Here is a 20,515-nt window from a genome sequence, read left to right on the forward strand (position 1 = left end):
GCAGGGCTGATCGGAGGCGCCGCCCGCATGGTCAACGACCCCAAGTTTCGCCGCAAGGCTGACGCGACATCTGCCGCCGCGCCGGGTTCACCGGCGCGCCCGCAGGCGGAGGGCGGGTACTCGCGGAAAGACGGCGGTTCCGATCTGCCGTCCGATCCGATCCCAACAGGTCGCGGCTCAGGCCCGAGGCTCTCAGATCCGCGCCTTTTGCGGCTTCGCTGGCCGGTGCGGCTGACCTGGGTGGGGCTGTTGTCGGAACGTCTGGTGCGCGCCTTCTGGCCGTTGGTTTCGCTGCTGATGCTGGCGCTTGCGGCTGTGATGTTGGGCCTGCACGAGCAGTTGCCGATCGAACTGGTCTGGGTGGGGGCCGTGCTGCTGGTGTTGGCTGCGGCAGTCGCGATTGGCTTTGGGGGCTGGCGGTTCAGAATGCCAGGTCTGTCCGACGCCCTGGCTCGTCTGGATATGACGCTGCCCGGTCATCCTATTGCGGCGCTGCTGGACGCGCAGGCCATCGGGTCGGATGATCCAGCCTCGCAAGCCCTGTGGCAGGCGCATCAGCGGCGGATGCAGGCGCGCGCCGCCTCCGCAGTTGCCCCTAAACCCAATCTGTCAGTCGCGCGCGCTGACCCCTTTGCTCTGCGCTATCTGGCACTTCTGGCGCTATCGGTTGCCATGCTCTTCGGTTCCATCTGGCGGGTTGGTAGCCTTGGCGAGATGACCCCCGGCACGGTGAATGCGGCAGCAGGGCCGACATGGGAGGGCTGGATCGAACCGCCGCGCTACACCGGTCTGCCGGTGCTTTATCTCAATGATCAGTCCGAGCCGGTTCTGACCCTGCCCGAAAACAGCCGCCTGACCCTGCGGTTTTACGGTGAGGTCGGAGATCTTACACTGGATGAAACCCTCTCGGGACGCACCGGAGACGTGCCCTCTGCCGCCGCGGCTGAGCAGAGTTTCGTGATCACCCGCGACGGGACATTGACCATCAATGGCACCGGTGGCCGCAGCTGGGATGTGACGCTGATTGAGGACCTGCCTCCGACGATTGCCATTGTAGGAGAGCCGACGCTGGAGACCGATGATACGACCTCGCTTGCCTATACCGCCAGTGACGATTACGGCGTGGCGGCTGGTCAGGTCGAAATCTCGCTGGATATGGTCGAGATTGATCGGAGCCATGGGCTGGCAGCCGAACCAGATACGCGGGAGCCGATTGTTCTGGACCTGCCACTGCCGCTGACCGGTGATCGCCACAGCTTCGACGAGCAGGTGATCGAGGCCTTCGCCAAACACCCCTGGGCCAACATGCCGGTCAGCTACCGTATGGTCGCACAGGACGCCAAGGGGCAGGAGACCGAGGCAGAGGTGCTCAGGGCGCCGCTGGTGACCCGGCGTTTCTTTGATCCGATGGCCGCAGCGGTGGCAGAGCAGCGGCGCGATCTGCTCTGGGCGCGTGCCAATGCGCCACGGGTGGCCCAGGTCCTGCGCGCCCTGTCGACCTATCCGGCCGAAGTGTTCCACGACCATGGGGATTATCTGCGTCTGCGCACTATCCTGCGTCGTATGGAACAGCACAGCAACGCAGGAACGCTTGGGCCGGAGCAGCAGGACGCGTTGGCTGAAGCGCTCTGGGATTTGGCAATCCAGCTGGAGGAAGGCGATGTCGGCGACGCTCTTGCCCGCATGCAGCGCGCTCAGGAGCAGCTGAGCCAAGCGATGCGCGATGGTGCCAGCGATGAAGAGATTGCCCGTCTGATGCAACAGCTGCGCGATGCCACGCAGGACTATCTGCGTCAGTTGCAGCGACAGGCGCAGGAGCAGGGCAATGACGGGCAGCCGCAAGGCGCTCCGGATGAGAACGCCATGCAGCTCACTCAGCAGGATCTTCAGGCGATGATGGATCGTATTCAGGAGCTGATGGAACAGGGCCGGATGGCCGAGGCCGAGCAGGCGCTGCGCGAGTTCCAGCAGATGATGGAAAACATGCGTGTCACCCAAGGGCAGGAAGGTCAGGATGGCAGCCCCGGAGAGCAGAGCATGGAGGGGTTGGCCGAAACCCTGCGTGAGCAGCAGGGCTTGTCGGATCAGGCATTTCGGGATTTGCAGGAGCAGTTCAATCCCGGTGCACGCCGCGGCGAAAGTCAGGGAAATGAAGGGCGCAATGGCGGCCTGGGCCGTGGGGAGTCCCACGAGGGCGGTCAGGGCAATCAGGGTGGCCAAGGCGACAGGCCCGGCTCCGGCGACCCCAGCGGTGACCGGCAGCCCGGTCAGGGTGGTCAGGGACAGCGCGCGCCTGATAATGATGGAACCGGGCAGGGTGGCGGCGCCAACACTCCGCAGCGCGGCACACAGGGTCCTGCCGGGTCGCTGGCTGATCGCCAGCAAGCTCTTCGCGATCAGTTGCGGGCGCAGCGGGATGGCCTCCCGCTTGGCAATGGCGAAGGCGGTCAGGCGACGCGTGATGCGCTTGATGATGCCGGACGGGCGATGGATGGGGCGGAGGAGGCTTTGCGGCAGGGTGACCTCGCCGAGGCCATCGACCGCCAGTCCGACGCGATGGAAGCTCTGCGAGAGGGAATGCGCGCGCTGGGAGAGGCAATGGCCGAACAGCAGCAACCGGGTCAGGGACAGGGGCAGGGGCGCACCAGCAGCTCAAGCCAAGGCAACCAAATGGATCCGCTTGGCCGACGCAATGGGGAACAGGGTGATGGTGGTGTTTCCGACGGGCAGTTCAGCGAAGGGCAGGCCTATCGCCGCGCCTGGGATCTTCTTGAAGAGATCCGCCGCCGCGCCGGAGAGCGCAGCCGTAGCGAGACTGAGCGAAGCTATCTCGAGCGTCTTCTGGATCGCTTCTGACGACGGCGGTGGACCTGCGGGGCGACCGTTCGTGTCCGATCGGTCGCCGGTACCGTCTGGTTGCGGTTCTACTGCTGCACGGTGAATGCACGCACCTGCGTATCTAGCCACAGCCGCGCCGCGTCCACCTTGGCGACATAGGTGCTGAGGTAGGGATCCGCCTGTGGCAGCTTCTGGGCGATCAGGGGCGCGTTGTCATAGGCCATGGCAAGACCCAGCGCGATCAACAGTGCAAAGGCAAAGCCCCGCGCAAAGTTCCGCTTTTTCCTTGGGGCCGGTGCATCGACTGGTGGTGCGATCGGGGCCGCAAGCCCTTCACCGGATCGCAGGGTGGAGTTGATTTCGTCGATATTGGGCAGCAATCCGCGACGGGTTTCGGTTTCCGAGGTGGAGAGCTGCTGGGGATCTTCGCCACGCATCCGGGCCATCTGCTCGCGGGCTTCGCGGGCACGGCGGGCGGATTCTTCTTCCGGCAGAGAATCCAGTCCCAAATCCGTCTGTGTTTGTAAGCTGTTGCTTTCAGCGGCGCGCAGCCGGGCTTCACGCTCAGCCTCCTCGCGCAGAATATCGCTGATCGTCGGGTCAAGACCTCGCGACGTGGCTGTGATCTCTGGCGGTTGATTCTGGATTTCATCCTGCTGATCAGGCTCTGCGGTCTCCTCCTCCGGCGCGTCTTCCACGATATCATCGTCTTGTGTCGCCGTAAGGGAAGCGGGATCAGGGGCGCCGATTTCGTCCTCAACCGGGGCTATATCGTCGCCGGGTTCCGCAGCGGGGGAAATGCTCGGGTCATCCTCCGCCTCAATCGCACGGCCAGCCTGAAACCACGTTTGCCCGCAGTTGGAACATTGCACGTCGCGCCCCTCATCGGGGATCACATCATCCGGCACCTCATATTGGGCGGCACAGTTCGGACATGTCAGTCGCATGGGTCACTCCTTGGGACCTGAGGTGGCTCCCGGGGGGGCCGGGCGGCTGTCGGCGGGTGATTGTTGAATAATCATAGGCAGTTCCGTCTTTCCACGAAAGAGCCAATCGCTCTCATCCGAACGGACTGTTTCAGCCGGGGTGGCGTGGCAACAGCGCGGACCATTGAAACTGGGCGCACAGTCGGGCAAAACACCGGTGACCAAAAGGGGACCGCCGTGATCGAGCTGGACAATGTGGGGTACAACTACGGTGGCGGGGAACTGCTGAGCGACGTGTCGGTGCAGCTGGCACCGGGGTCGTTCCATTTCCTGACAGGCCCATCGGGCGCAGGCAAGACCACCCTGTTGAAACTTTGCTATGGCGCGCTGACACCAACGTCAGGCCGCGCACGTGCTTTCAACATGGATATCAAGGGGCTGGATCGTGACCAGATGGCCTATCTGCGCCGCCGCATCGGGGTGGTCCACCAGGATTGCCGGTTCCTCGATCACCTGCCGGTTCTGGAGAATATCGCGTTGCCGTTGACGGTCTCCGGGCGGGATATCACCCAGGAAGAGGCTAATCTGCGCGAGCTGTTGAACTGGGTTGGCCTGTCGGAGCGCGCCCATGCCACCCCTCCGGAGCTCTCTGGTGGCGAGCGGCAGCGCGCGGCGCTGGCCAGATCGGTGATCCTCTCGCCTGAGGTGATCATCGCCGATGAACCAACTGGCAACGTGGATTGGGACATGTCGCAGCGGCTGCTGCAATTGTTGGTGGAATTGAATCACATGGGCAAAACCGTTCTGGTCGCGACACATGATCTGTCGTTGATCCGGGCCGCCAAGAAGCAGGTTCAGGCACGAGTCCTGCGGATTTCGAACCGCCAGCTTCAGCAGGCCGGAGCGGACCTATGAAACTGACCCGTTTGCGTAACCTGATTGTCGGGGATGCCCAGGCTGACCGTGTTGTTCCGCCCAGTGGATTTACCGCCCAGCTGACTTTGTTTGTCTCTGGTGCGATGGCGTTTCTGGCGGTTTTTGCCTTGGCGCTGTCGCTGGCCTCCGGCCGTTTGGCAGATCGCTGGGCAGAGGAGCTGGCGCGCGCGGCCACGCTACGGATCAATGCACCGGCGGAGCAGCGTGCTGCCCAGACCGAGGCGGCAATGACCATTCTGGAACAGACGCCGGGTGTCGCCTCGGCTCGTGCGCTGAGCCGCGAGGAACAGGCGGCGCTGTTGGCGCCATGGTTTGGCACCAAACTGCCGCTGGATACGCTGCCGATCCCACAGCTGATCGAAGTGATCGAGGGCGATCCGGGCTATGATGAGACCGGTCTGCGCTTGCGCCTTCAGGCTGAGGTTCCGGGCGCGATCTTGGATGATCACACGCGCTGGCGGGCGCCGCTGGTGGATGCTGCCCAGGCGCTGCGGCGGTTGGCCTGGGTGTCCATCCTGTTGATCGGCGGGGCCACCGCGGCGATGATCACCCTTGCTGCGAATGCAGCGCTTGCGGCCAATGCCCAGGTGATTGAGGTGCTGCGTCTCGTCGGCGCGCTGGACACCTATATCGCTCAGGCCTTTATCCGGCGTTTCACCCTGCGCGCGCTATTTGGTGCCAGCGTTGGCATGGCGCTGGGAATGCTCGGGGTCTGGCTGATGCCCGAAGCCTCCCGCGAGGGCGGGTTCCTGACCGGGCTTGGCTTTCAAGGCTGGAGCTGGCTCCTGCCACTCTGCATCCCTCTGCTTGGTGCGCTTGTCGCCTTTGCCGCGACCACCCGTGCGGCCAACAAACGTCTTGGAGATTTGGCGTGAAAACTGCGTTTAGATGGCTGCTCTCGGCCGTGTTCATGATTCAGATCTATGTGATGATGCTGATCTTTGGTCTGGTCTTTGCGCCATGGGCCCTGGTCTCGCCGCGCGGTGCCCGGGTGGCCTGTCGCAGCTATGCCGGTTATGTGCTGTGGTGCGCGCGTTGGATGCTGGGCCTGCGTACGGAGGTGCGTGGCGAGGTCCCGACCGATGAGGTGATCATTGCGGCCAAACATCAGAGTTTTCTGGATATTCTGATTATCTTTCACGCCACACCAGCAGCCAAGTTCATCATGAAACGTGAGCTGTTGTGGACGCCGATTATCGGCATTTATGCCAAGCGCCTGGGCTGTGTGCCGGTCAACCGTGGCAAGAAGGGCAATGCCATTGCCCGCATGGTCAAGGACGTGGCGGCAGAATTTGCAGAACCCGGCCAGCTGGTGATCTATCCGCAAGGCACGCGGGTCGCGCCGGGGGTTGACCGGCCCTACAAGATCGGCACCGGCGTCCTTTATGCCGCGCTGGAGCAGCCCTGTGTGCCTGCGGCGACCAATGTGGGGTTGTTCTGGCCACGCACAGGTATCATGCGCAAACCGGGTTTGGGCGTTGTGGAATTTCTGCCTGCTATCGCCCCGGGACTGGACCGCGATGCCTTCATGGCCACGCTGGAGCGCGAAGTGGAGACACATTCAGACAAGTTGATGCGGGAAGCGGGGTTCAAGGTCGATGGAATTTCTCAGCACAGTTGATGAGTTGGAGGCGCTTTATGGCGCTCCGGGAACACCGTCCCTGCGCAAGGTGGCACGGCAGATGACGCCGCTGTACCGGCAGTGGATCATGGCATCGCGACTGTGCATGTTGGCCACTGTTGGGCCGGAGGGGACCGATGACAGCCCGCGCGGTGATGATGGTCCGGTGGTGCTGGAGCTGGATCCCGGAACGCTCGCGCTGCCGGATTGGCGCGGTAACAACCGTATCGACAGTTTGCGAAACATCCTGCGGGACCCCCGGGTTTCGCTGATGTTTCTGGTACCGGGGTCAAACAATGTGGTGCGGGTCAACGGGCGGGCACGGGTCACTGCGGATGCGGCGATGTTGGCCCGGTTCGACAAGAACGGCAAGCAGCCGCGCACAGTGATTGTGATCGAGATTGGCGAGATCTACAGCCAGTGCGCCCGCGCGCTGATGCGGGCGCGGACCTGGACCTCGGGCGACGAAAGCGCGGGGCTTCCTTCTATGGGCGAGATCCTGGCCGAGCAGACCGCAGGGCAAGAGGGCGGTATCGCCTATGACGAGGCCTGGGCGCCCCGTGCAGCCAAGACCCTCTGGTAACCGGGAGCGGCTGTGAATGCCCCATCCGGGCTTTCACAGCAGGGTTCGCCCGGGTGGCAGAGCAGGGTCAGCTCATCAAGACCTCACCGACAAGGATCTGCGGACGCACATTGGTGAAATTGGCGACGTCGTCGATGATTGGTCCGCTTTTTTCGCCCATCGCGCGGTCCAATGTGTCCATATCTGGAAAGGTGATCGTGGCGATCAGCAGATAGGCCGGCGGAATATCCGGGCCGCTTGCAATCCCGCGCGATGCCTCGACGGTTTCCATCAGATCGCCAAAATGTTCTTCGACCAGTGGCAGGTGGGTGGTCTCATAATAATCATAGTCAAACGTCGCGTCGGCGGAGGCGGGGTAGATCACTTGCAGGCTGACAGTCATGGCAGAGGCTCCGGTTCATGAGAAAGCGGCCCACCATGGATGGGCCGCTCTGGTGTGGGTTAGATATCTAGCAGGCGGAGCCCGGGTAGGGCACCCGGTTTCCTGCGCTGCTCCATTTAGCTGTGGATCGGACCGTCACCGCAGGCCAGCGCCGCTTCGCGGACAGCTTCGGAATAGGTCGGATGTGCGTGGCAGGTCAGCGCCAGATCCTCGGCGGAGGCGCCGAACTCCATCGCTACACAGATTTCGTGGATCAGGTCACCGGCTGCCGGGCCAATGATCGAAGCGCCCAGGATGCGGTCGGTTTCCTTATCGGCGATCAGCTTGACGAAGCCGCCTTCTGCCTGATGCACCGCTTTGGCGCGGGCGTTGCCCATGAACATGAACTTACCCACCTTGATCTTGCGACCTTCGGCTTTCAGCGCATCTTCGGTCTGGCCGACGGTGGCCACCTCCGGTGTGGTGTAGACCACGCCAGGGATCACGCCGTAGTTGACGTGGCCATGTTTGCCCGCAATCACCTCGGCAACGGCCATGCCTTCGTCTTCGGCTTTATGGGCCAGCATAGGACCTTCGATGACGTCACCGATGGCATAGACGCCTTTGACATTGGTCGCCCAATGGGAGTCGGTGGCGATCTGACCCCGTTCGGTCATCTTGACGCCGAGGGCGTCCAGCCCCAGCCCCTCCGCATAGGGTTTGCGACCCGTCGCTACCAGCACCACATCTGCGTCGATCACCTCTTCGTCGCCGCCTTTTTTCGGCTGGTACTTCACCTTTGCCTTGGTCTTGGCGGCGTCGACCCCTTGGACGGCCGCGCCCATCACAAAGGTCAGGCCCTGTTTTTCAAGGATCCGCTTGAAGCTGCGCTGAACGTCCTTGTCCATACCGGGGCAGACGGCGTCCATATATTCCACCACGGTGACTTCGCTGCCCAGGCGGGCATAGACCGAGCCCAGCTCCAGACCGATAACGCCAGCGCCGATTACCACCATTTTCTTTGGGATCTTCGGCAGGTCCAGTGCGCCGGTGGAATCCACCACGATGCCCTTGTCATTGTCGACCTCGACGCCCGGCAGAGCCGAGGGAACGGAGCCGGAGGCAATCACGATGTTCTTTGCCTCATGGGTGTCATCGCCCACCTTGACCTTGCCAGCCTCCGGGATGGAAGCCCAGCCCTTGATCCAGTCGATCTTGTTCTTCTTGAAGAGGAATTCGATGCCACCGGTGTTCTGGCCGATGACCTCTTCCTTGTAGGATTTCATCTGTGCCCAGTCGACCGAGGGGCTTTTGCCCTTGAGACCCATATGGGCGAAGTTGTGCTCGGCCTCATGCAGCAGATGGGTGGAGTGCAAGAGCGCCTTTGACGGGATACAGCCGACATTGAGGCAGGTGCCGCCGAGGGTTTCGCGGCCCTCGACCACTGCGGTCTTGAGGCCCAGCTGGGCGCAGCGGATAGCGCAGACATAGCCACCGGGGCCGGCGCCGATTACGATCACGTCATAGGATGCCATATTGATGTGCTCCTTGAGGGGTTAGCGATGAAGATCATGGGGAAAGGGGGCGCTGCCCCCGACCCCTGTCGGGGCCTCCCCCGGAGTATTTCGGGAAAGATGACGGCTCATGTCAGGGCCGCAATCAGCATGAGGGTGGTTGCGAGGTAGCCCACAGACCAGATCAGCGAGCGCCACGGGACCCAGCCAAAGGCATAGGCGGGAATGTAGAGGACGCGCGCGCCGAGGTAGGCATAGGCGCAGGCCGCGGTGAACCCGGTTGACTTGCCCGCCAGTGACACCACCAGGCAGGCGATGCCGAAGAGGATCAGCCCCTCAAAGTGGTTTGACATCGCCCTGTGCAGACGCGCGGTGCGGGTCGAGAGCTGATCGCGCAGATCACCGCCGAGACGATCCCGGTCGCGCGGCCCAAGCGTTTTGCCCTGACCCAGCTCAAGGTTCGCAGGCACCGCCATCAGGGCGATCTGAAACACCTGCAAGAGCGCGGCGAGGGTGAGGGCGGTGAGTTCAGGGGGCATCTAGACCTTACACAATGCTTGTAGAGGTTGCAGATCGGTTTCGCAGCCAGATCACGATGCCGCACAGAGTCACGAAGTTCAGGATACTGGAAACGATGGTGCCAAGAGCGTAAAGCAAGCCCAACCCGATAAGATTGCCGCCAACAAAAAATCCTAGCAGAAGGTATCCACCGTAAAGAATGCCCACTACCGCCCAATCGCGGGCGAGAGCATAGAGAAAAAAGATATAGAATATGCAAACCGCTACCATCGCTTGCGAGTAGGGCGCAATCTCATTCCCAGCAGCAATCTCCAGCGTGCCAATAACGGCGAACAGCCCCCAGACAACGGCGAGCTGAACAAGAGTTGCGCGCGCTGCGAGGCGGCGGCCATCAGCCGCCCGGCCCTTCTCCGTAATCTGGAACAGCGCGCGCATGCTATCCTACAGATCCATCAACAACCGGCGGGGATCTTCCAGCGCTTCCTTGACGCGCACGAGGAAGGTCACGGCACCTTTGCCGTCGACGATGCGGTGGTCGTAGGATAGCGCCAGGTACATCATCGGGCGGATTTCCACCTTGCCGTTGATCGCCATCGGGCGGTCCTGGATCTTATGCATGCCGAGGATACCGGACTGCGGCGGGTTCAGGATCGGCGAGGACATCAGCGAGCCATAGACACCACCGTTGGAGATGGTGAAGGTGCCGCCCTGCATTTCCGCCATCGACAGCTTGCCGTCGCGGGCGCGCGCGCCTTTTTCGGCAATCGCTTTTTCGATGTCAGCAAAGGACATTGCATCGGCGTCGCGGATGACCGGAACCACCAGTCCCGTGGGCGTGCCTGCGGCGATGCCCATGTGGACGAAGTTCTTGTAGACGATGTCGGTGCCGTCGATCTCGGCATTGACCTCGGGCACTTCCTTCAGCGCGTGGCAGCAGGCCTTGGTGAAGAAGGACATAAAGCCCAATTTTACGCCGTGCTTCTTCAGGAACAGATCCTTGTACTCGTTACGCAGGGCCATCACCTCGGTCATGTCGACCTCGTTGTAGGTGGTGAGCATGGCCGCGGTGTTTTGGCTGTCCTTCAGACGCTTGGCGATGGTCTGGCGCAGGCGGGTCATTTTCACCCGTTCTTCGCGCGCGGCGTCGTCGGCTGCCACAGGTGCGCGCACCGGAGCGGCAGCTGCGGGCGCCGAGGCAGTAGCCGCCGGTGCCGCTGCGGCCGCAGCCACAGCGCGGGCGACATCGTCCTTCATGATGCGGCCATCGCGACCGGTGCCCTGGACCTGATCTGCGGACAGACCGGCCTCGGCCATGGCTTTCTCTGCGGAGGGCGCATTGGCGACATCCTTTGCGGGACCGCCCTGACCTGCAGGAGGTGTGGTGTATTGCGCACCACCGGCGGTTTCTGCCTTTGTCGGCTCGGGGGTGACGGCGCCGGCGTCGCCACCGGAGATCACACCGAGCTTGGCCGTTGCATCCACGGTGCTGCCTTCTGCGGCGGTGATTTCGGTCAGAACGCCGGAGACCGGCGCGGGCACCTCGACCGAGACCTTGTCGGTTTCCAGCTCACAGAGCATTTCATCCTGCGCGACGGTATCGCCGACCTTCTTGAACCAGGTCGAGACGGTGGCTTCGCTGACCGATTCACCGAGAGTGGGGACCATCACATCGGTGCTGGCCCCCGCCTTGTCACCGGTGTCTGCGGCTGGCGTGGTATTGCTCTTGGGCGCACCCGAGGTTGCGGCGCCGGAGGACGCACCTTCGGAGATGGTGGCCAGAAGGGCGTCGACCCCTACGGTCTCGCCTTCGGCGGCGACGATTTCACCCAGGGTGCCTGCGGCAGGGGCGGGGACTTCGACGGTGACCTTGTCAGTCTCCAGCTCACAGAGCATTTCATCAGCCGCTACGGCATCACCGGGTTTCTTGAACCAGGTGGCAACGGTGGCTTCGGTCACGGATTCGCCCAGGGTGGGCACGCGAACTTCGGTGGTCATAGGGTGTTATCCTTCGATGCTCAGCGCTTCGTTGACGAGCGCAGCTTGTTGGGCTTTGTGTTCGCTGGCCAGACCCGTCGCGGGTGAGGCCGATGTGGCGCGACCGACATAGATCGGGCGGCTGTTCTTGGCGCCGATACGGGTCAGCACCCATTCGATATTCGGCTCGATGAACGTCCAGGCACCCTGGTTCTTGGGCTCTTCCTGGCACCAGACCATCTCGGCGCCCTTAAAGCGCTCCAGCTCTTTTACGAGGGAGATGGCAGGGAAGGGATAATACTGTTCGATCCGCATCAGGTAGATGTCGTCGATGCCGCGCGCGTCACGTTCTTCCAGCAAGTCATAGTAGACCTTGCCAGAGCAGAGCACCACGCGCTTGATCTTGTCGTCGGCCACCAGCTTGGTGTCGGAGTTGCCGTGCTGTGCATCATCCCACAGCACCCGGTGGAAGCTTGAGCCGGTGGTGAACTCCTCGGCCTTGCTGACCGCCAGCTTGTGACGTAGCAGCGATTTCGGCGTCATCATGATCAGCGGCTTGCGGAAGGTGCGGTGCAGCTGACGACGCAGAATGTGGAAGTAGTTTGCCGGTGTCGTGCAATTCGCCACAATCCAGTTGTCCTGGCCGCACATCTGCAGGAAGCGTTCCAGACGGGCGGAGGAATGCTCCGGGCCCTGACCTTCGAACCCGTGCGGCAGCAGGCAGACGAGGCCTGACATACGCAGCCATTTGGATTCGCCGGAGGAGATGAACTGGTCGAACATGATCTGGGCGCCGTTGGCGAAATCGCCGAACTGGGCCTCCCACAGGGTCAGCGCATTGGGTTCCGCCAGCGAGTAGCCATACTCGAACCCGAGGACAGCATATTCCGACAGGGCGGAATCGATCACCTCATACTGCGACTGGCCGCTGCGGATGTTGTTCAGCGGATAGTAGCGCTCTTCGGTCTCCTGGTTCACGATGCCGGAATGGCGCTGCGAGAAGGTGCCGCGCGTGGCATCCTGACCGGCGAGGCGGACAGGGTAGCCTTCAGTCAGCAGCGAGCCAAAGGCGAGTGCCTCACCGGTCGCCCAGTCGATGCCTTCACCGGTCTCGAACATCTTGCCACGGGCTTCAAGGAAACGGCCGATGGTCTTGTGGATCGGGAAGCCCTCCGGCACGCGTGAAAGTGCGGTGCCGATTTCGTTCAGGGTGTCCGGCTTGATGGCGGTACGGCCGCGCTGATACTTGGCGCCGTGTTTGTCGAGGTGCGACCAGCGTCCGTCCAGCCAGTCCGCCTTGTTCGGCTTATAGTTCTTTCCGGCTTCGAATTCCTCGTTCAGGCGAGCCTGGAACGAGGCTTTCATATCCTCAATCTCGCCCTCGGGGATCAGCCCGTCCTTCACTAGACGTTCGGTATAGAGCGACAGCGTGGTCTTGTGGCCCTTGATCTTCTTGTACATCAGAGGGTTGGTGAACATGGGCTCGTCGCCCTCGTTGTGACCAAACCGGCGGTAGCAGAAGATATCCAGAACCACGTCCTTGTGGAACTTCTGCCGGAATTCGGTCGCGACCTTCGCGGCATGGACCACCGCTTCCGGGTCATCGCCGTTGACGTGGAAGATCGGCGCCTCAACCACCAGCGCGTTGTCGGTGGGATACGGAGAGGAGCGAGAGAAATGCGGTGCGGTGGTAAAGCCGATCTGGTTGTTCACCACGATATGCATGGTGCCGCCTGCCTTGTGGCCGCGCAGCCCTGACAGGGCGAAGCATTCCGCCACGACCCCCTGGCCGGCAAAGGCCGCATCACCGTGCAACAGGATCGGCAGAACCTTGCTGCGATCGTGGTCTTTCAGCTGATCCTGCTTGGCGCGCACCTTGCCCAGAACCACCGGGTTTACCGCTTCGAGGTGAGAGGGGTTGGCGGTCAGCGACAGGTGGACGGAATTGCCATCGAATTCACGATCTGACGACGCGCCAAGATGATATTTCACATCGCCCGATCCATCCACGTCTTCGGGTTTGAAGCTGCCACCCTGAAATTCGTTGAAGATCGCCTTGTAGGGTTTCTGCATCACATTGGCGAGCACCGACAGGCGGCCCCGGTGCGGCATCCCGATCACGATGTCTCGGATCCCAAGCGCGCCACCGCGCTTGATGATCTGTTCCATCGCCGGGATCAGGCTCTCGCCGCCATCAAGGCCAAAGCGTTTGGTGCCCATGTACTTGACGTGCAGGAATTTCTCGAAGCCCTCGGCCTCGACCATCTTGTTTAGGATCGCCTTGCGCCCTTCGCGGGTGAAGGTGATTTCCTTGTCGTAGCCCTCAATCCGCTCCTTCAGCCAGCTGGCCTGCTCGGGGTCTGAGATGTGCATGTACTGCAGGGCAAAGGTGCCGCAGTAAGTGCGTTTCACGATGTTCACGATCTGGCGCATCGAGGCGACCTGAAGACCCAGAACATTGTCGATGAAAATCGGGCGATCCATGTCGGCTTCGCTGAAGCCGTAAGTGCGCGGATCCAGCTCGGGGTGCTGGGCGTCCTCTCGCATACCGAGCGGATCAAGATTAGCTGCCAGATGGCCGCGGATCCGGTAGGCCCGGATCAGCATCAAGGCCCGGATCGAATCCAGCACGGCGCGCTGGACCTGATCGTCGGTCACTTCGACACCCTTGGCTGCGGCCTTATCCTTGATCTTCTTGCCGGCGCTCTTGCTCTCTTCCGGGGCGGGCCATTCGCCGGTCAGCGCGGCCGTCAGGTCGTCATTGGGAGCAGGCGGCCAGTCGGAGCGCGCCCAGGAGGGGCCTGCGGCCTCGGCCTTCACGTCGAGCTCTGCATCCCCCATCTGCCGGAAAAACTCCGCCCAGGCGGCATCCACCGCATTGGGGTCATTGGCATATTGGGCATAGAGCTGCTCCAGATACTCCGCGTTGTGCCCCTGCATGAAGGAGGAGGCATGGAAGAGATCGTTAGGGCTCTGGTCGGTCATGAGAGTACCTCTTGCGGGTTGGGACCGGTTTTGGTGCGACCTTGGGTCAATGCGTTGCAGCCTGATCAGAAGGCGTTTCGGAAGAGTAAAACGCCCTCGGAATCCTGCAGCAGATAAGAACGGCCTCTGGAGGTAACAATCTTATCTGCAAAAGGATCCCTGAAACGGGAAGACGAGCGGCCCGGACAGCCGCTCGGTTCCCGGACAGACAGGGTGTGCCCGTCCGGGATTTGGTCCTTGATGCCATATGAGGCAGCCTTCGGCATTATTTGCCGATAGCTTTCAGAACGGCCTCGCCCAGGGTGGCCGGGCTGTCAGCCACAACGATACCAGCGGATTTCATCGCTTCGATCTTGTCCTCTGCGCCACCTTTGCCGCCTGCGACGATCGCGCCGGCGTGGCCCATGCGACGGCCCGGAGGGGCGGTACGGCCTGCGATGAAGCCAGCGACCGGCTTCCAGCGACCTTTTTTCTTCTGCTCGGCGAGGAATTCTGCCGCTTCTTCTTCAGCGGAGCCACCGATTTCACCGATCATGATGATCGACTGGGTCTCATCATCATTCAAGAACATGTCCAGCACGTCGATGTGCTCGGTGCCCTTGATCGGGTCGCCGCCGATGCCCACAGCGGTGGACTGGCCGAGACCGATATCGGCGGTCTGCTTAACAGCTTCATAGGTCAGGGTACCCGAGCGGGACACAACGCCGACCGAGCCACGCTTGTGGATGTGGCCGGGCATGATGCCGATCTTGCAGGCATCTGGAGTGATGACGCCGGGGCAGTTCGGGCCGATCAGACGCGATTTGCTGTCTTCCAGCGCGCGCTTCACCTTCATCATGTCCAGAACCGGGATGCCTTCGGTGATGCAGACAATCAGTTCCATTTCGGCGTCGATGGCCTCAAGGATGGAGTCAGCCGCGAAGGGCGGTGGCACGTAGATCACGGAGGCATTCGCCTCGGTCACGTGCTTGGCTTCGTGCACGGAGTTGAACACCGGCAGGTTCAGGTGGGTCTGGCCACCTTTGCCGGGGGTGACGCCGCCGACCATCTTGGTGCCATAGGCAATGGCCTGTTCAGAGTGGAATGTGCCCTGCGAGCCGGTGAAGCCCTGACAGATGACCTTGGTGTTTTCGTCGATGAGGACTGCCATTGGGGGAGTCTCCTAGATTTTTCTAAGTGATTTCAGAGCGAAAACCGTGCGGATTGCAGCGATAATCAAGAATGCGAGAGGGAGGTATCGGCGAATGGTAAAGCCCATGGCGTGAAAAGGTTCTGCATTTCCGAAGTGAATCGGGCAATTCGGAGATAGTAAGAACACTGCTTTCACCCATTCGATACCAGACAGTATACACTCATCGAGGCGCGCTAAGGCTGTGGCTTGAAACCCCCAAACAACGACGATTGCCGCAATGAAGATTATTCCTATGTGCCGGGTGGAATTTCCAAACAAGCTGATAGCGATCAGAAATCCTGTGATCCAGCCAAGCAGGCCACCGATGAATATTATTCCCGACAAGATTACCCTTTCACCGCTTTCACGATTTTTTCGGCGCCGTCGGACAGGTTGTCGGCGGCGATGACATCAAGACCGGAGTTGTTGATGATGTCTTTGCCGGCTTCCACGTTGGTGCCCTCGAGACGAACAACCAGCGGAACCTTCAGGCCGACCTCTTTCACCGCGGCAACCACGCCTTCGGCGATGACGTCGCAGCGCATGATGCCGCCGAAGATGTTGACCAGGATGCCTTTGACGTTCGGGTCGGAGGTGATGATCTTGAACGCCTCGGTCACTTTCTCCTTGGTGGCGCCGCCGCCCACATCGAGGAAGTTCGCAGGCTCGGCACCGTAGAGCTTGATGATGTCCATGGTGGCCATCGCCAGACCCGCACCGTTCACCATGCAGCCGATCTCACCGTCCAGAGCGATGTAGTTCAGATCGTATTTGGAGGCTTCAAGTTCCTTGGGGTCTTCCTCGGTGGTGTCGCGCAGCTCGGAGATATCGGCGTGGCGGTAAACCGCGTTGCCGTCGAAACCGACCTTGGCGTCCAGCACCTTCAGATCGCCGCTGTCGGAGACGATCAGCGGGTTGATCTCCAGCATTTCCATGTCTTTTTCGACAAATGCCTTGTAGAGCTGGCCCATCAGTTTGACGCATTGCTTGATCTGCTGGCCCTCAAGACCCAGCGAGAAGGCGATGCGGCGGCCGTGGAACGGCTGGTAGCCGGTTGCCGGATCAACGGAAAAGGACAGGATCTTCTCGGGGGTGGCTTCCGCCACTTCCTCGATGTCCATGCCGCCCTCGGTGGAGCAGACAAAGGAAATGCGCGAGGTCTGGCGGTCCACCAGCAGCGCGAGGTAAAGTTCGGTCTGAATGCCGGAGCCTGCCTCGATGTAGATGCGGTTCACCTGTTTGCCGGCCGGGCCGGTCTGGTGGGTCACAAGCGTGCGGCCCAGCATTTTCTTGGCTTCGTCAGCGGCTTCTTCGACCGATTTGGTCAGGCGCACGCCGCCTTTTTCGCCCGCGTCGGCTTCCTTGAAGGAGCCTTTGCCGCGGCCACCTGCGTGGATCTGAGCTTTGACCACCCAGAGCGGGCCGTCCAGCTCACCAGCTGCGGTTTTGGCATCTTCTGCCTTGAGCACCACACGCCCGTCCGAAACCGGCGCGCCGTAGCTGCGGAGGAGGGCCTTGGCCTGATATTCGTGGATGTTCATCTGAAACTGTCCCGTCTGGCTGCAATTGTCTTGTCTAATACGCCGTCATGGCGCCAATGTTTAAAGGGTTTTCTCACGGCTGGTAAAGAATTCCCGAAGATTTATCGAATTTGTGATCACAGTTTTCCGGCGTGTGATCACAAATTTACAGAATGTGAATGCAGTTGATTCGATGGGAGAGGTTTGGATCCTGACCGACCGTAAGATGCCCGGATGCGGCATTCGACCGCCCGGACGCCGCGCGTGTGGCACGAACTGGGCATGTGGGGTCGCCGTCTCAGCGGGGCACGGCAGAGATTTCCAACACCCGAGCGCTGAGGCAACGGGCAGTTTCAATGATGCAAAAGGGGGGGGGCTTCATGACCGAGGGGACAGCGCGGCATGTCATTCTTTCGGGATGTTCAGGGGGTGGAAAATCCACTCTACTGACCGAGTTGGGACGGCGCGGGTTTGCGACCGTGGCCGAGCCGGGGCGTCGGATCGTCGCCGAGGAACAGCTGGGGAGCGGCGCTGCGCTGCCATGGGTGAATATGGAAGCGTTTTCGCGACGGGCGATGGATCTTGCGCGCGAAGATCGCCGCGGCGTTTCTTCCACCCGGGGATGGGTGTTCTTTGACCGGGGGATGGTGGATGCGGCGGTCGCGTTGTCGCATGTCACCGGACAGCCTGTTGGCGATATTCTGGCCAAATCCGAACGCTACCACGATCTGGTGGTCCTAACGCCGCCCTGGGCGGAGATCTATTGCCAGGACGCCGAGCGGCAGCATGGTTTCGGACAGGCTGTTGAGGAGTATGACCGCCTGGTAATGGCTTATCGACGGCTCGGCTATCGTGTCGTTGTCCTGCCTAAAACGACTGTTGCGGCTCGAGCCGATATCGTGCTGCGCCTTCTTGGGATCTAACTGGGTACAGGAGGGGGCGGCTTCCTGCTGGAGGCCGTGCGGCAAGAAAAAGGCCCGCCAATATGGCGGGCCTTCTAAAATGACGTGTTTCTGACCGTCGAATTTAGGTCAATGAGCCGTCGATACCTTTGCAGGCTTCGACCAGGCCTTTGACTGCGTTGACTGAATTGTCGAACATTGCCTGCTCGTCTGCGGTCATCTTAATGTCGATGACGCGTTCGATACCTCCGGCACCAATCACCGTGGGCACGCCAACATACATGCCTTTAAGGCCCAGAGCACCATCAACATAAGCCGCGCAGGGCAGGACGCGCTTTTGGTCTTTGAGGTAGGCTTCTGCCATTTCAATCGCCGAGGTGGCGGGCGCGTAGAAGGCCGACCCGGTTTTCAGAAGGCCGACAATCTCGGCGCCACCGTCACGGGTGCGCTGAACGATCGCGTCGAGTTTCTCCTGGCTGGTCCAACCCATTTTCACCAGGTCCGGCAGCGGGATGCCCGCGACGGTGGAGTAGCGTGTCAGCGGAACCATCGTGTCGCCATGTCCACCCAGCACAAAGGCGGTGACATCTCTCATGGAGACGTTGAATTCTTCAGCCAGGAAGTGACGGAAGCGGGCGCTGTCCAGAACACCGGCCATGCCGCAGACCTTCTCGTGGGGCAGGCCCGAGAACTCGCGCAGGGCCCAGACCATTGCGTCCAGCGGGTTGGTGATACAGATCACAAATGCGTCCGGCGCGTGGTCACGGATGCCTTCGCCGACGGATTTCATAACTTTGAGGTTGATGCCCAGAAGGTCATCGCGGCTCATGCCGGGCTTGCGCGGGACACCGGCCGTGACGATGCAGACGTCGGCGCCTGCAATGTCCTCATAGGACTGGGTGCCCTTCATTTTGGCATCGAAGCCCTCCGAAGGACCGGATTCTGCGATGTCGAGCGCCTTGCCTTCAGGGGTGCCTTCGGCAATGTCGAACAGGACGACATCGCCGAGTTCTTTCAGTGCTGCGAGGTGGGCAAGTGTGCCGCCGATCTGGCCTGCGCCGATCAGGGCGATTTTGGGTCGAGCCATTGGAATATCTCTCCGGTCCGGTTGTGATTGCCGGGAGGACTAAGCCCTTCTGTGTCTTGGCGCAAGATCCCTGCGTGGCTACGGCTGATCTGCCGCAGACTGTTCATTTCGGACGGATCTGTTTAAAAAATCGACATATGAGGCACTTAGAGGGATTTCTCAGATGCCCGAGATCACGGTTATGTTTTTTCTGGTGGCGGTTCTGGCAGTTACCTTCGCGGGTGTTTCCAAGGCGGGCTTTGGTTCTGGTGCTGCCTTTGCCTCATCCTCGATTCTTGCTCTGATTGTGGAGCCTGGTGTAGCACTAGCCTTTATGTTGCCGTTGCTGATGCTGATTGATGTGGCATCACTCCGACCGTACTGGGGGCGCTGGCGGATGCGCGAGTCGCTTTTGCTGATTGTCGGCGGTTTGCCCGGTGTGCTGTTGGGGGCTGTCTTCTACCGATCTGTCGACGCAGATGCCATGCGGATCCTCATCGGTGTCATCTCGGTGGGGTTTGTGGCTTGGCAGCTGTCGGGGCATCTGCGGGCGCGATTGGCAGAGCCGCGTGAGAACGCTGATGTGACCGGGCTGTTGGCCGGACTGGTTGCGGGGTTCACCAGCTTTGTAAGCCATGCCGGCGGGCCGCCGGCGGCGGTCTATCTGCTGGGGCGCAACATGACCAAGACGGAATATCAGGCCTCTACCGTATTGGTGTTTGGCGTTCTGAATATGGCGAAGTTCGTGCCCTATGCGATGCTTGGGTTGGTGACCCCGGCATCGTTGACACTTGATCTGATGTTGGCGCCCTTTGCCTTGCTGGGGGCCTGGATCGGGGTGCGGCTGCACCACCGGGTATCTGAGCCGCTATTTTTTGGACTGACCTATGTTTTATTGCTGGCCACGGGGACCAAGCTGATCTGGGATGGGTTGACCTAATGATCGACCCCGCCCCAAAGGTTTAAAATGCCGGAGCCAGAGAAATCCAGGTGTCTTTATCCGTGCCCGTAGTCCCGGTCAGCCAGATTGGCAGAGGGCCGTTTGCTGCTCCCCTCCGCCGCTAGACGAACCGACCAATTGGGCAGGTGGTCTTCTGTCTTCGGGTGGGCCGTCTGTCAGGCGTCACTGTCGACAGCCGGGAGCGCCTCAGCCAGGAACTCAAAGGATTGGCCCGAGGCAACAAGGCATGTCACCCCACCCGGCGTTGTGATCGTGATTGTCCAGCTGCCAGTGTCGGCCGAGGCGAATGTTTCCATCACGACACCACGTTGGCCAATCCCAATGCTTTGGCGGCTTTCACCGTAGCGCTCAGCCAGCCGTTTCACGACCTGATCGCGGGGCGCGCAGTTATTGCTGGTTTGTGCCGTCGCCGGCAGGGCCATAAGACCAAGTGCCGCCAGCGTGGCGCCTTTGAGAACTGCAACTTCAAACGTCTTCTTCAACATGGGTTTTACCCTTTCCGGAAGATCCAGCAGCGGGGCGGTCCCTCGGGTCGTGTGATCCGACCCGGGCGGGTCATGCATCGCGCCGGTATCGCGTCATCGTCTGTGCGGATCTGTTTGCCCGCTCCCGGAAGGGTCGTGCCGTTTTGGTTCGGT

Annotated in this window: 18 protein-coding genes; 7 read left to right on the plus strand and 11 right to left on the minus strand. The window is 61.3% G+C overall.

What is annotated here, in order from left to right; all coding sequences use genetic code 11:
* Positions 1-27: 27 nt before the first annotated feature.
* Positions 28-2,856, plus strand: a complete 2,829-nt coding sequence (locus tag VWZ85_RS07930) for a DUF4175 domain-containing protein (protein WP_416587708.1) — start codon at positions 28-30, stop codon at positions 2,854-2,856.
* Positions 2,857-2,924: 68 nt separating this feature from the next.
* Here VWZ85_RS07930 and VWZ85_RS07935 read toward each other — a convergent pair whose 3' ends face one another.
* Entirely contained in the window at positions 2,925-3,785 is an 861-nt protein-coding gene (locus tag VWZ85_RS07935) for a zinc-ribbon domain-containing protein (protein WP_416587710.1), read from the minus strand.
* Positions 3,786-4,001: 216 nt separating this feature from the next.
* On the opposite strand from VWZ85_RS07935, the gene VWZ85_RS07940 reads away from it, so the two are divergent.
* From VWZ85_RS07940 to VWZ85_RS07955, 4 genes are read left to right on the plus strand one after another with little or no spacing between them, the layout of a single operon-like run.
* Positions 4,002-4,679 carry a cell division ATP-binding protein FtsE gene (locus VWZ85_RS07940; protein ID WP_340544281.1) on the plus strand — a complete coding sequence of 226 codons (678 nt, stop codon included), beginning with the start codon at positions 4,002-4,004 and terminating at the stop codon, positions 4,677-4,679.
* Positions 4,676-5,575, plus strand: a complete 900-nt coding sequence (locus VWZ85_RS07945; protein WP_340544283.1) for a cell division protein FtsX — start codon at positions 4,676-4,678, stop codon at positions 5,573-5,575. The genes VWZ85_RS07940 and VWZ85_RS07945 overlap by 4 nt, the downstream gene beginning before the upstream one ends.
* Complete coding sequence (locus VWZ85_RS07950; RefSeq protein ID WP_416536441.1) at positions 5,572-6,321, plus strand: lysophospholipid acyltransferase family protein; 750 nt, start codon at positions 5,572-5,574, stop codon at positions 6,319-6,321. The genes VWZ85_RS07945 and VWZ85_RS07950 overlap by 4 nt, the downstream gene beginning before the upstream one ends.
* Complete coding sequence (locus VWZ85_RS07955; RefSeq protein ID WP_416587713.1) at positions 6,299-6,904, plus strand: pyridoxamine 5'-phosphate oxidase family protein; 606 nt, start codon at positions 6,299-6,301, stop codon at positions 6,902-6,904. Before VWZ85_RS07950 ends, VWZ85_RS07955 begins: the two co-directional genes overlap by 23 nt.
* Positions 6,905-6,971: 67 nt before the next feature.
* Here the strand turns inward: VWZ85_RS07955 and VWZ85_RS07960 are convergent, their stop codons facing one another.
* From VWZ85_RS07960 to sucC, 8 genes are all read right to left on the minus strand, one after another.
* The gene (locus tag VWZ85_RS07960; RefSeq protein WP_340544286.1) at positions 6,972-7,286 is read right to left on the minus strand and encodes an EthD family reductase; all 315 of its coding nucleotides are present in this window, start codon (positions 7,284-7,286) and stop codon (positions 6,972-6,974) included.
* A 116-nt stretch (positions 7,287-7,402) separates the two neighbouring features.
* Entirely contained in the window at positions 7,403-8,800 is a 1,398-nt protein-coding gene (gene lpdA, locus VWZ85_RS07965; protein WP_416587715.1) for a dihydrolipoyl dehydrogenase, read from the minus strand.
* Positions 8,801-8,907: 107 nt separating this feature from the next.
* Positions 8,908-9,318, minus strand: a complete 411-nt coding sequence (locus VWZ85_RS07970) for an MAPEG family protein (protein ID WP_340544289.1) — start codon at positions 9,316-9,318, stop codon at positions 8,908-8,910.
* Between the two features lie 7 nt (positions 9,319-9,325).
* Positions 9,326-9,733, minus strand: coding sequence for a hypothetical protein (locus VWZ85_RS07975; protein WP_416537186.1), 408 nt, complete (start codon positions 9,731-9,733; stop codon positions 9,326-9,328).
* 6 nt (positions 9,734-9,739) lie between these two features.
* Positions 9,740-11,293, minus strand: a complete 1,554-nt coding sequence (gene odhB / locus VWZ85_RS07980) for a 2-oxoglutarate dehydrogenase complex dihydrolipoyllysine-residue succinyltransferase (protein ID WP_416587716.1) — start codon at positions 11,291-11,293, stop codon at positions 9,740-9,742.
* Between the two features lie 6 nt (positions 11,294-11,299).
* The gene (locus tag VWZ85_RS07985) at positions 11,300-14,257 is read right to left on the minus strand and encodes a 2-oxoglutarate dehydrogenase E1 component (RefSeq protein WP_340544292.1); all 2,958 of its coding nucleotides are present in this window, start codon (positions 14,255-14,257) and stop codon (positions 11,300-11,302) included.
* Between the two features lie 265 nt (positions 14,258-14,522).
* Complete coding sequence (gene sucD / locus VWZ85_RS07990; protein WP_416587718.1) at positions 14,523-15,407, minus strand: succinate--CoA ligase subunit alpha; 885 nt, start codon at positions 15,405-15,407, stop codon at positions 14,523-14,525.
* A gap of 368 nt (positions 15,408-15,775) precedes the next feature.
* Positions 15,776-16,969: an ADP-forming succinate--CoA ligase subunit beta gene (gene sucC / locus VWZ85_RS07995; RefSeq protein ID WP_340544296.1), complete on the minus strand. Its 1,194-nt coding sequence runs from the start codon at positions 16,967-16,969 to the stop codon at positions 15,776-15,778.
* Positions 16,970-17,328: 359 nt separating this feature from the next.
* Between sucC and VWZ85_RS08000 the strand changes: the two genes are divergently transcribed.
* Complete coding sequence (locus VWZ85_RS08000; RefSeq protein ID WP_416587721.1) at positions 17,329-17,871, plus strand: AAA family ATPase; 543 nt, start codon at positions 17,329-17,331, stop codon at positions 17,869-17,871.
* Between the two features lie 103 nt (positions 17,872-17,974).
* Here the strand turns inward: VWZ85_RS08000 and mdh are convergent, their stop codons facing one another.
* Positions 17,975-18,937, minus strand: a complete 963-nt coding sequence (mdh, locus tag VWZ85_RS08005; protein ID WP_416587724.1) for a malate dehydrogenase — start codon at positions 18,935-18,937, stop codon at positions 17,975-17,977.
* A 163-nt stretch (positions 18,938-19,100) separates the two neighbouring features.
* Here mdh and VWZ85_RS08010 point away from each other — a divergent pair, with 163 nt between their 5' ends.
* Positions 19,101-19,856, plus strand: a complete 756-nt coding sequence (locus VWZ85_RS08010; protein WP_416536451.1) for a sulfite exporter TauE/SafE family protein — start codon at positions 19,101-19,103, stop codon at positions 19,854-19,856.
* A 176-nt stretch (positions 19,857-20,032) separates the two neighbouring features.
* On the opposite strand, the gene VWZ85_RS08015 is transcribed toward VWZ85_RS08010, so the two are convergent.
* Positions 20,033-20,362, minus strand: a complete 330-nt coding sequence (locus VWZ85_RS08015) for a hypothetical protein (RefSeq protein WP_416540715.1) — start codon at positions 20,360-20,362, stop codon at positions 20,033-20,035.
* Positions 20,363-20,515 lie beyond the last annotated feature (153 nt).

The organism is Phaeobacter sp. JH20_29, from assembly GCF_048056175.1.
In the GTDB taxonomy this organism is placed as follows: domain Bacteria; phylum Pseudomonadota; class Alphaproteobacteria; order Rhodobacterales; family Rhodobacteraceae; genus Phaeobacter; species Phaeobacter bryozoorum.

Coding starts and splice junctions, on each gene's coding strand:
- lpdA (WP_416587715.1), bottom strand. CDS start 8,800: ATGGCATCCTATGACGTGATCGTAATCGGCGCCGGCCCCGGTGGCTAT.
- VWZ85_RS08010 (WP_416536451.1), top strand. CDS start 19,101: ATGCCCGAGATCACGGTTATGTTTTTTCTGGTGGCGGTTCTGGCAGTT.
- VWZ85_RS07935 (WP_416587710.1), bottom strand. CDS start 3,785: ATGCGACTGACATGTCCGAACTGTGCCGCCCAATATGAGGTGCCGGAT.
- VWZ85_RS07970 (WP_340544289.1), bottom strand. CDS start 9,318: ATGCCCCCTGAACTCACCGCCCTCACCCTCGCCGCGCTCTTGCAGGTG.
- VWZ85_RS08015 (WP_416540715.1), bottom strand. CDS start 20,362: ATGTTGAAGAAGACGTTTGAAGTTGCAGTTCTCAAAGGCGCCACGCTG.
- VWZ85_RS07930 (WP_416587708.1), top strand. CDS start 28: ATGGTCAACGACCCCAAGTTTCGCCGCAAGGCTGACGCGACATCTGCC.
- odhB (WP_416587716.1), bottom strand. CDS start 11,293: ATGACCACCGAAGTTCGCGTGCCCACCCTGGGCGAATCCGTGACCGAA.
- VWZ85_RS07975 (WP_416537186.1), bottom strand. CDS start 9,733: ATGCGCGCGCTGTTCCAGATTACGGAGAAGGGCCGGGCGGCTGATGGC.
- sucD (WP_416587718.1), bottom strand. CDS start 15,407: ATGGCAGTCCTCATCGACGAAAACACCAAGGTCATCTGTCAGGGCTTC.
- VWZ85_RS07955 (WP_416587713.1), top strand. CDS start 6,299: ATGGAATTTCTCAGCACAGTTGATGAGTTGGAGGCGCTTTATGGCGCT.
- mdh (WP_416587724.1), bottom strand. CDS start 18,937: ATGGCTCGACCCAAAATCGCCCTGATCGGCGCAGGCCAGATCGGCGGC.
- VWZ85_RS08000 (WP_416587721.1), top strand. CDS start 17,329: ATGACCGAGGGGACAGCGCGGCATGTCATTCTTTCGGGATGTTCAGGG.
- VWZ85_RS07985 (WP_340544292.1), bottom strand. CDS start 14,257: ATGACCGACCAGAGCCCTAACGATCTCTTCCATGCCTCCTCCTTCATG.
- VWZ85_RS07960 (WP_340544286.1), bottom strand. CDS start 7,286: ATGACTGTCAGCCTGCAAGTGATCTACCCCGCCTCCGCCGACGCGACG.
- VWZ85_RS07945 (WP_340544283.1), top strand. CDS start 4,676: ATGAAACTGACCCGTTTGCGTAACCTGATTGTCGGGGATGCCCAGGCT.
- sucC (WP_340544296.1), bottom strand. CDS start 16,969: ATGAACATCCACGAATATCAGGCCAAGGCCCTCCTCCGCAGCTACGGC.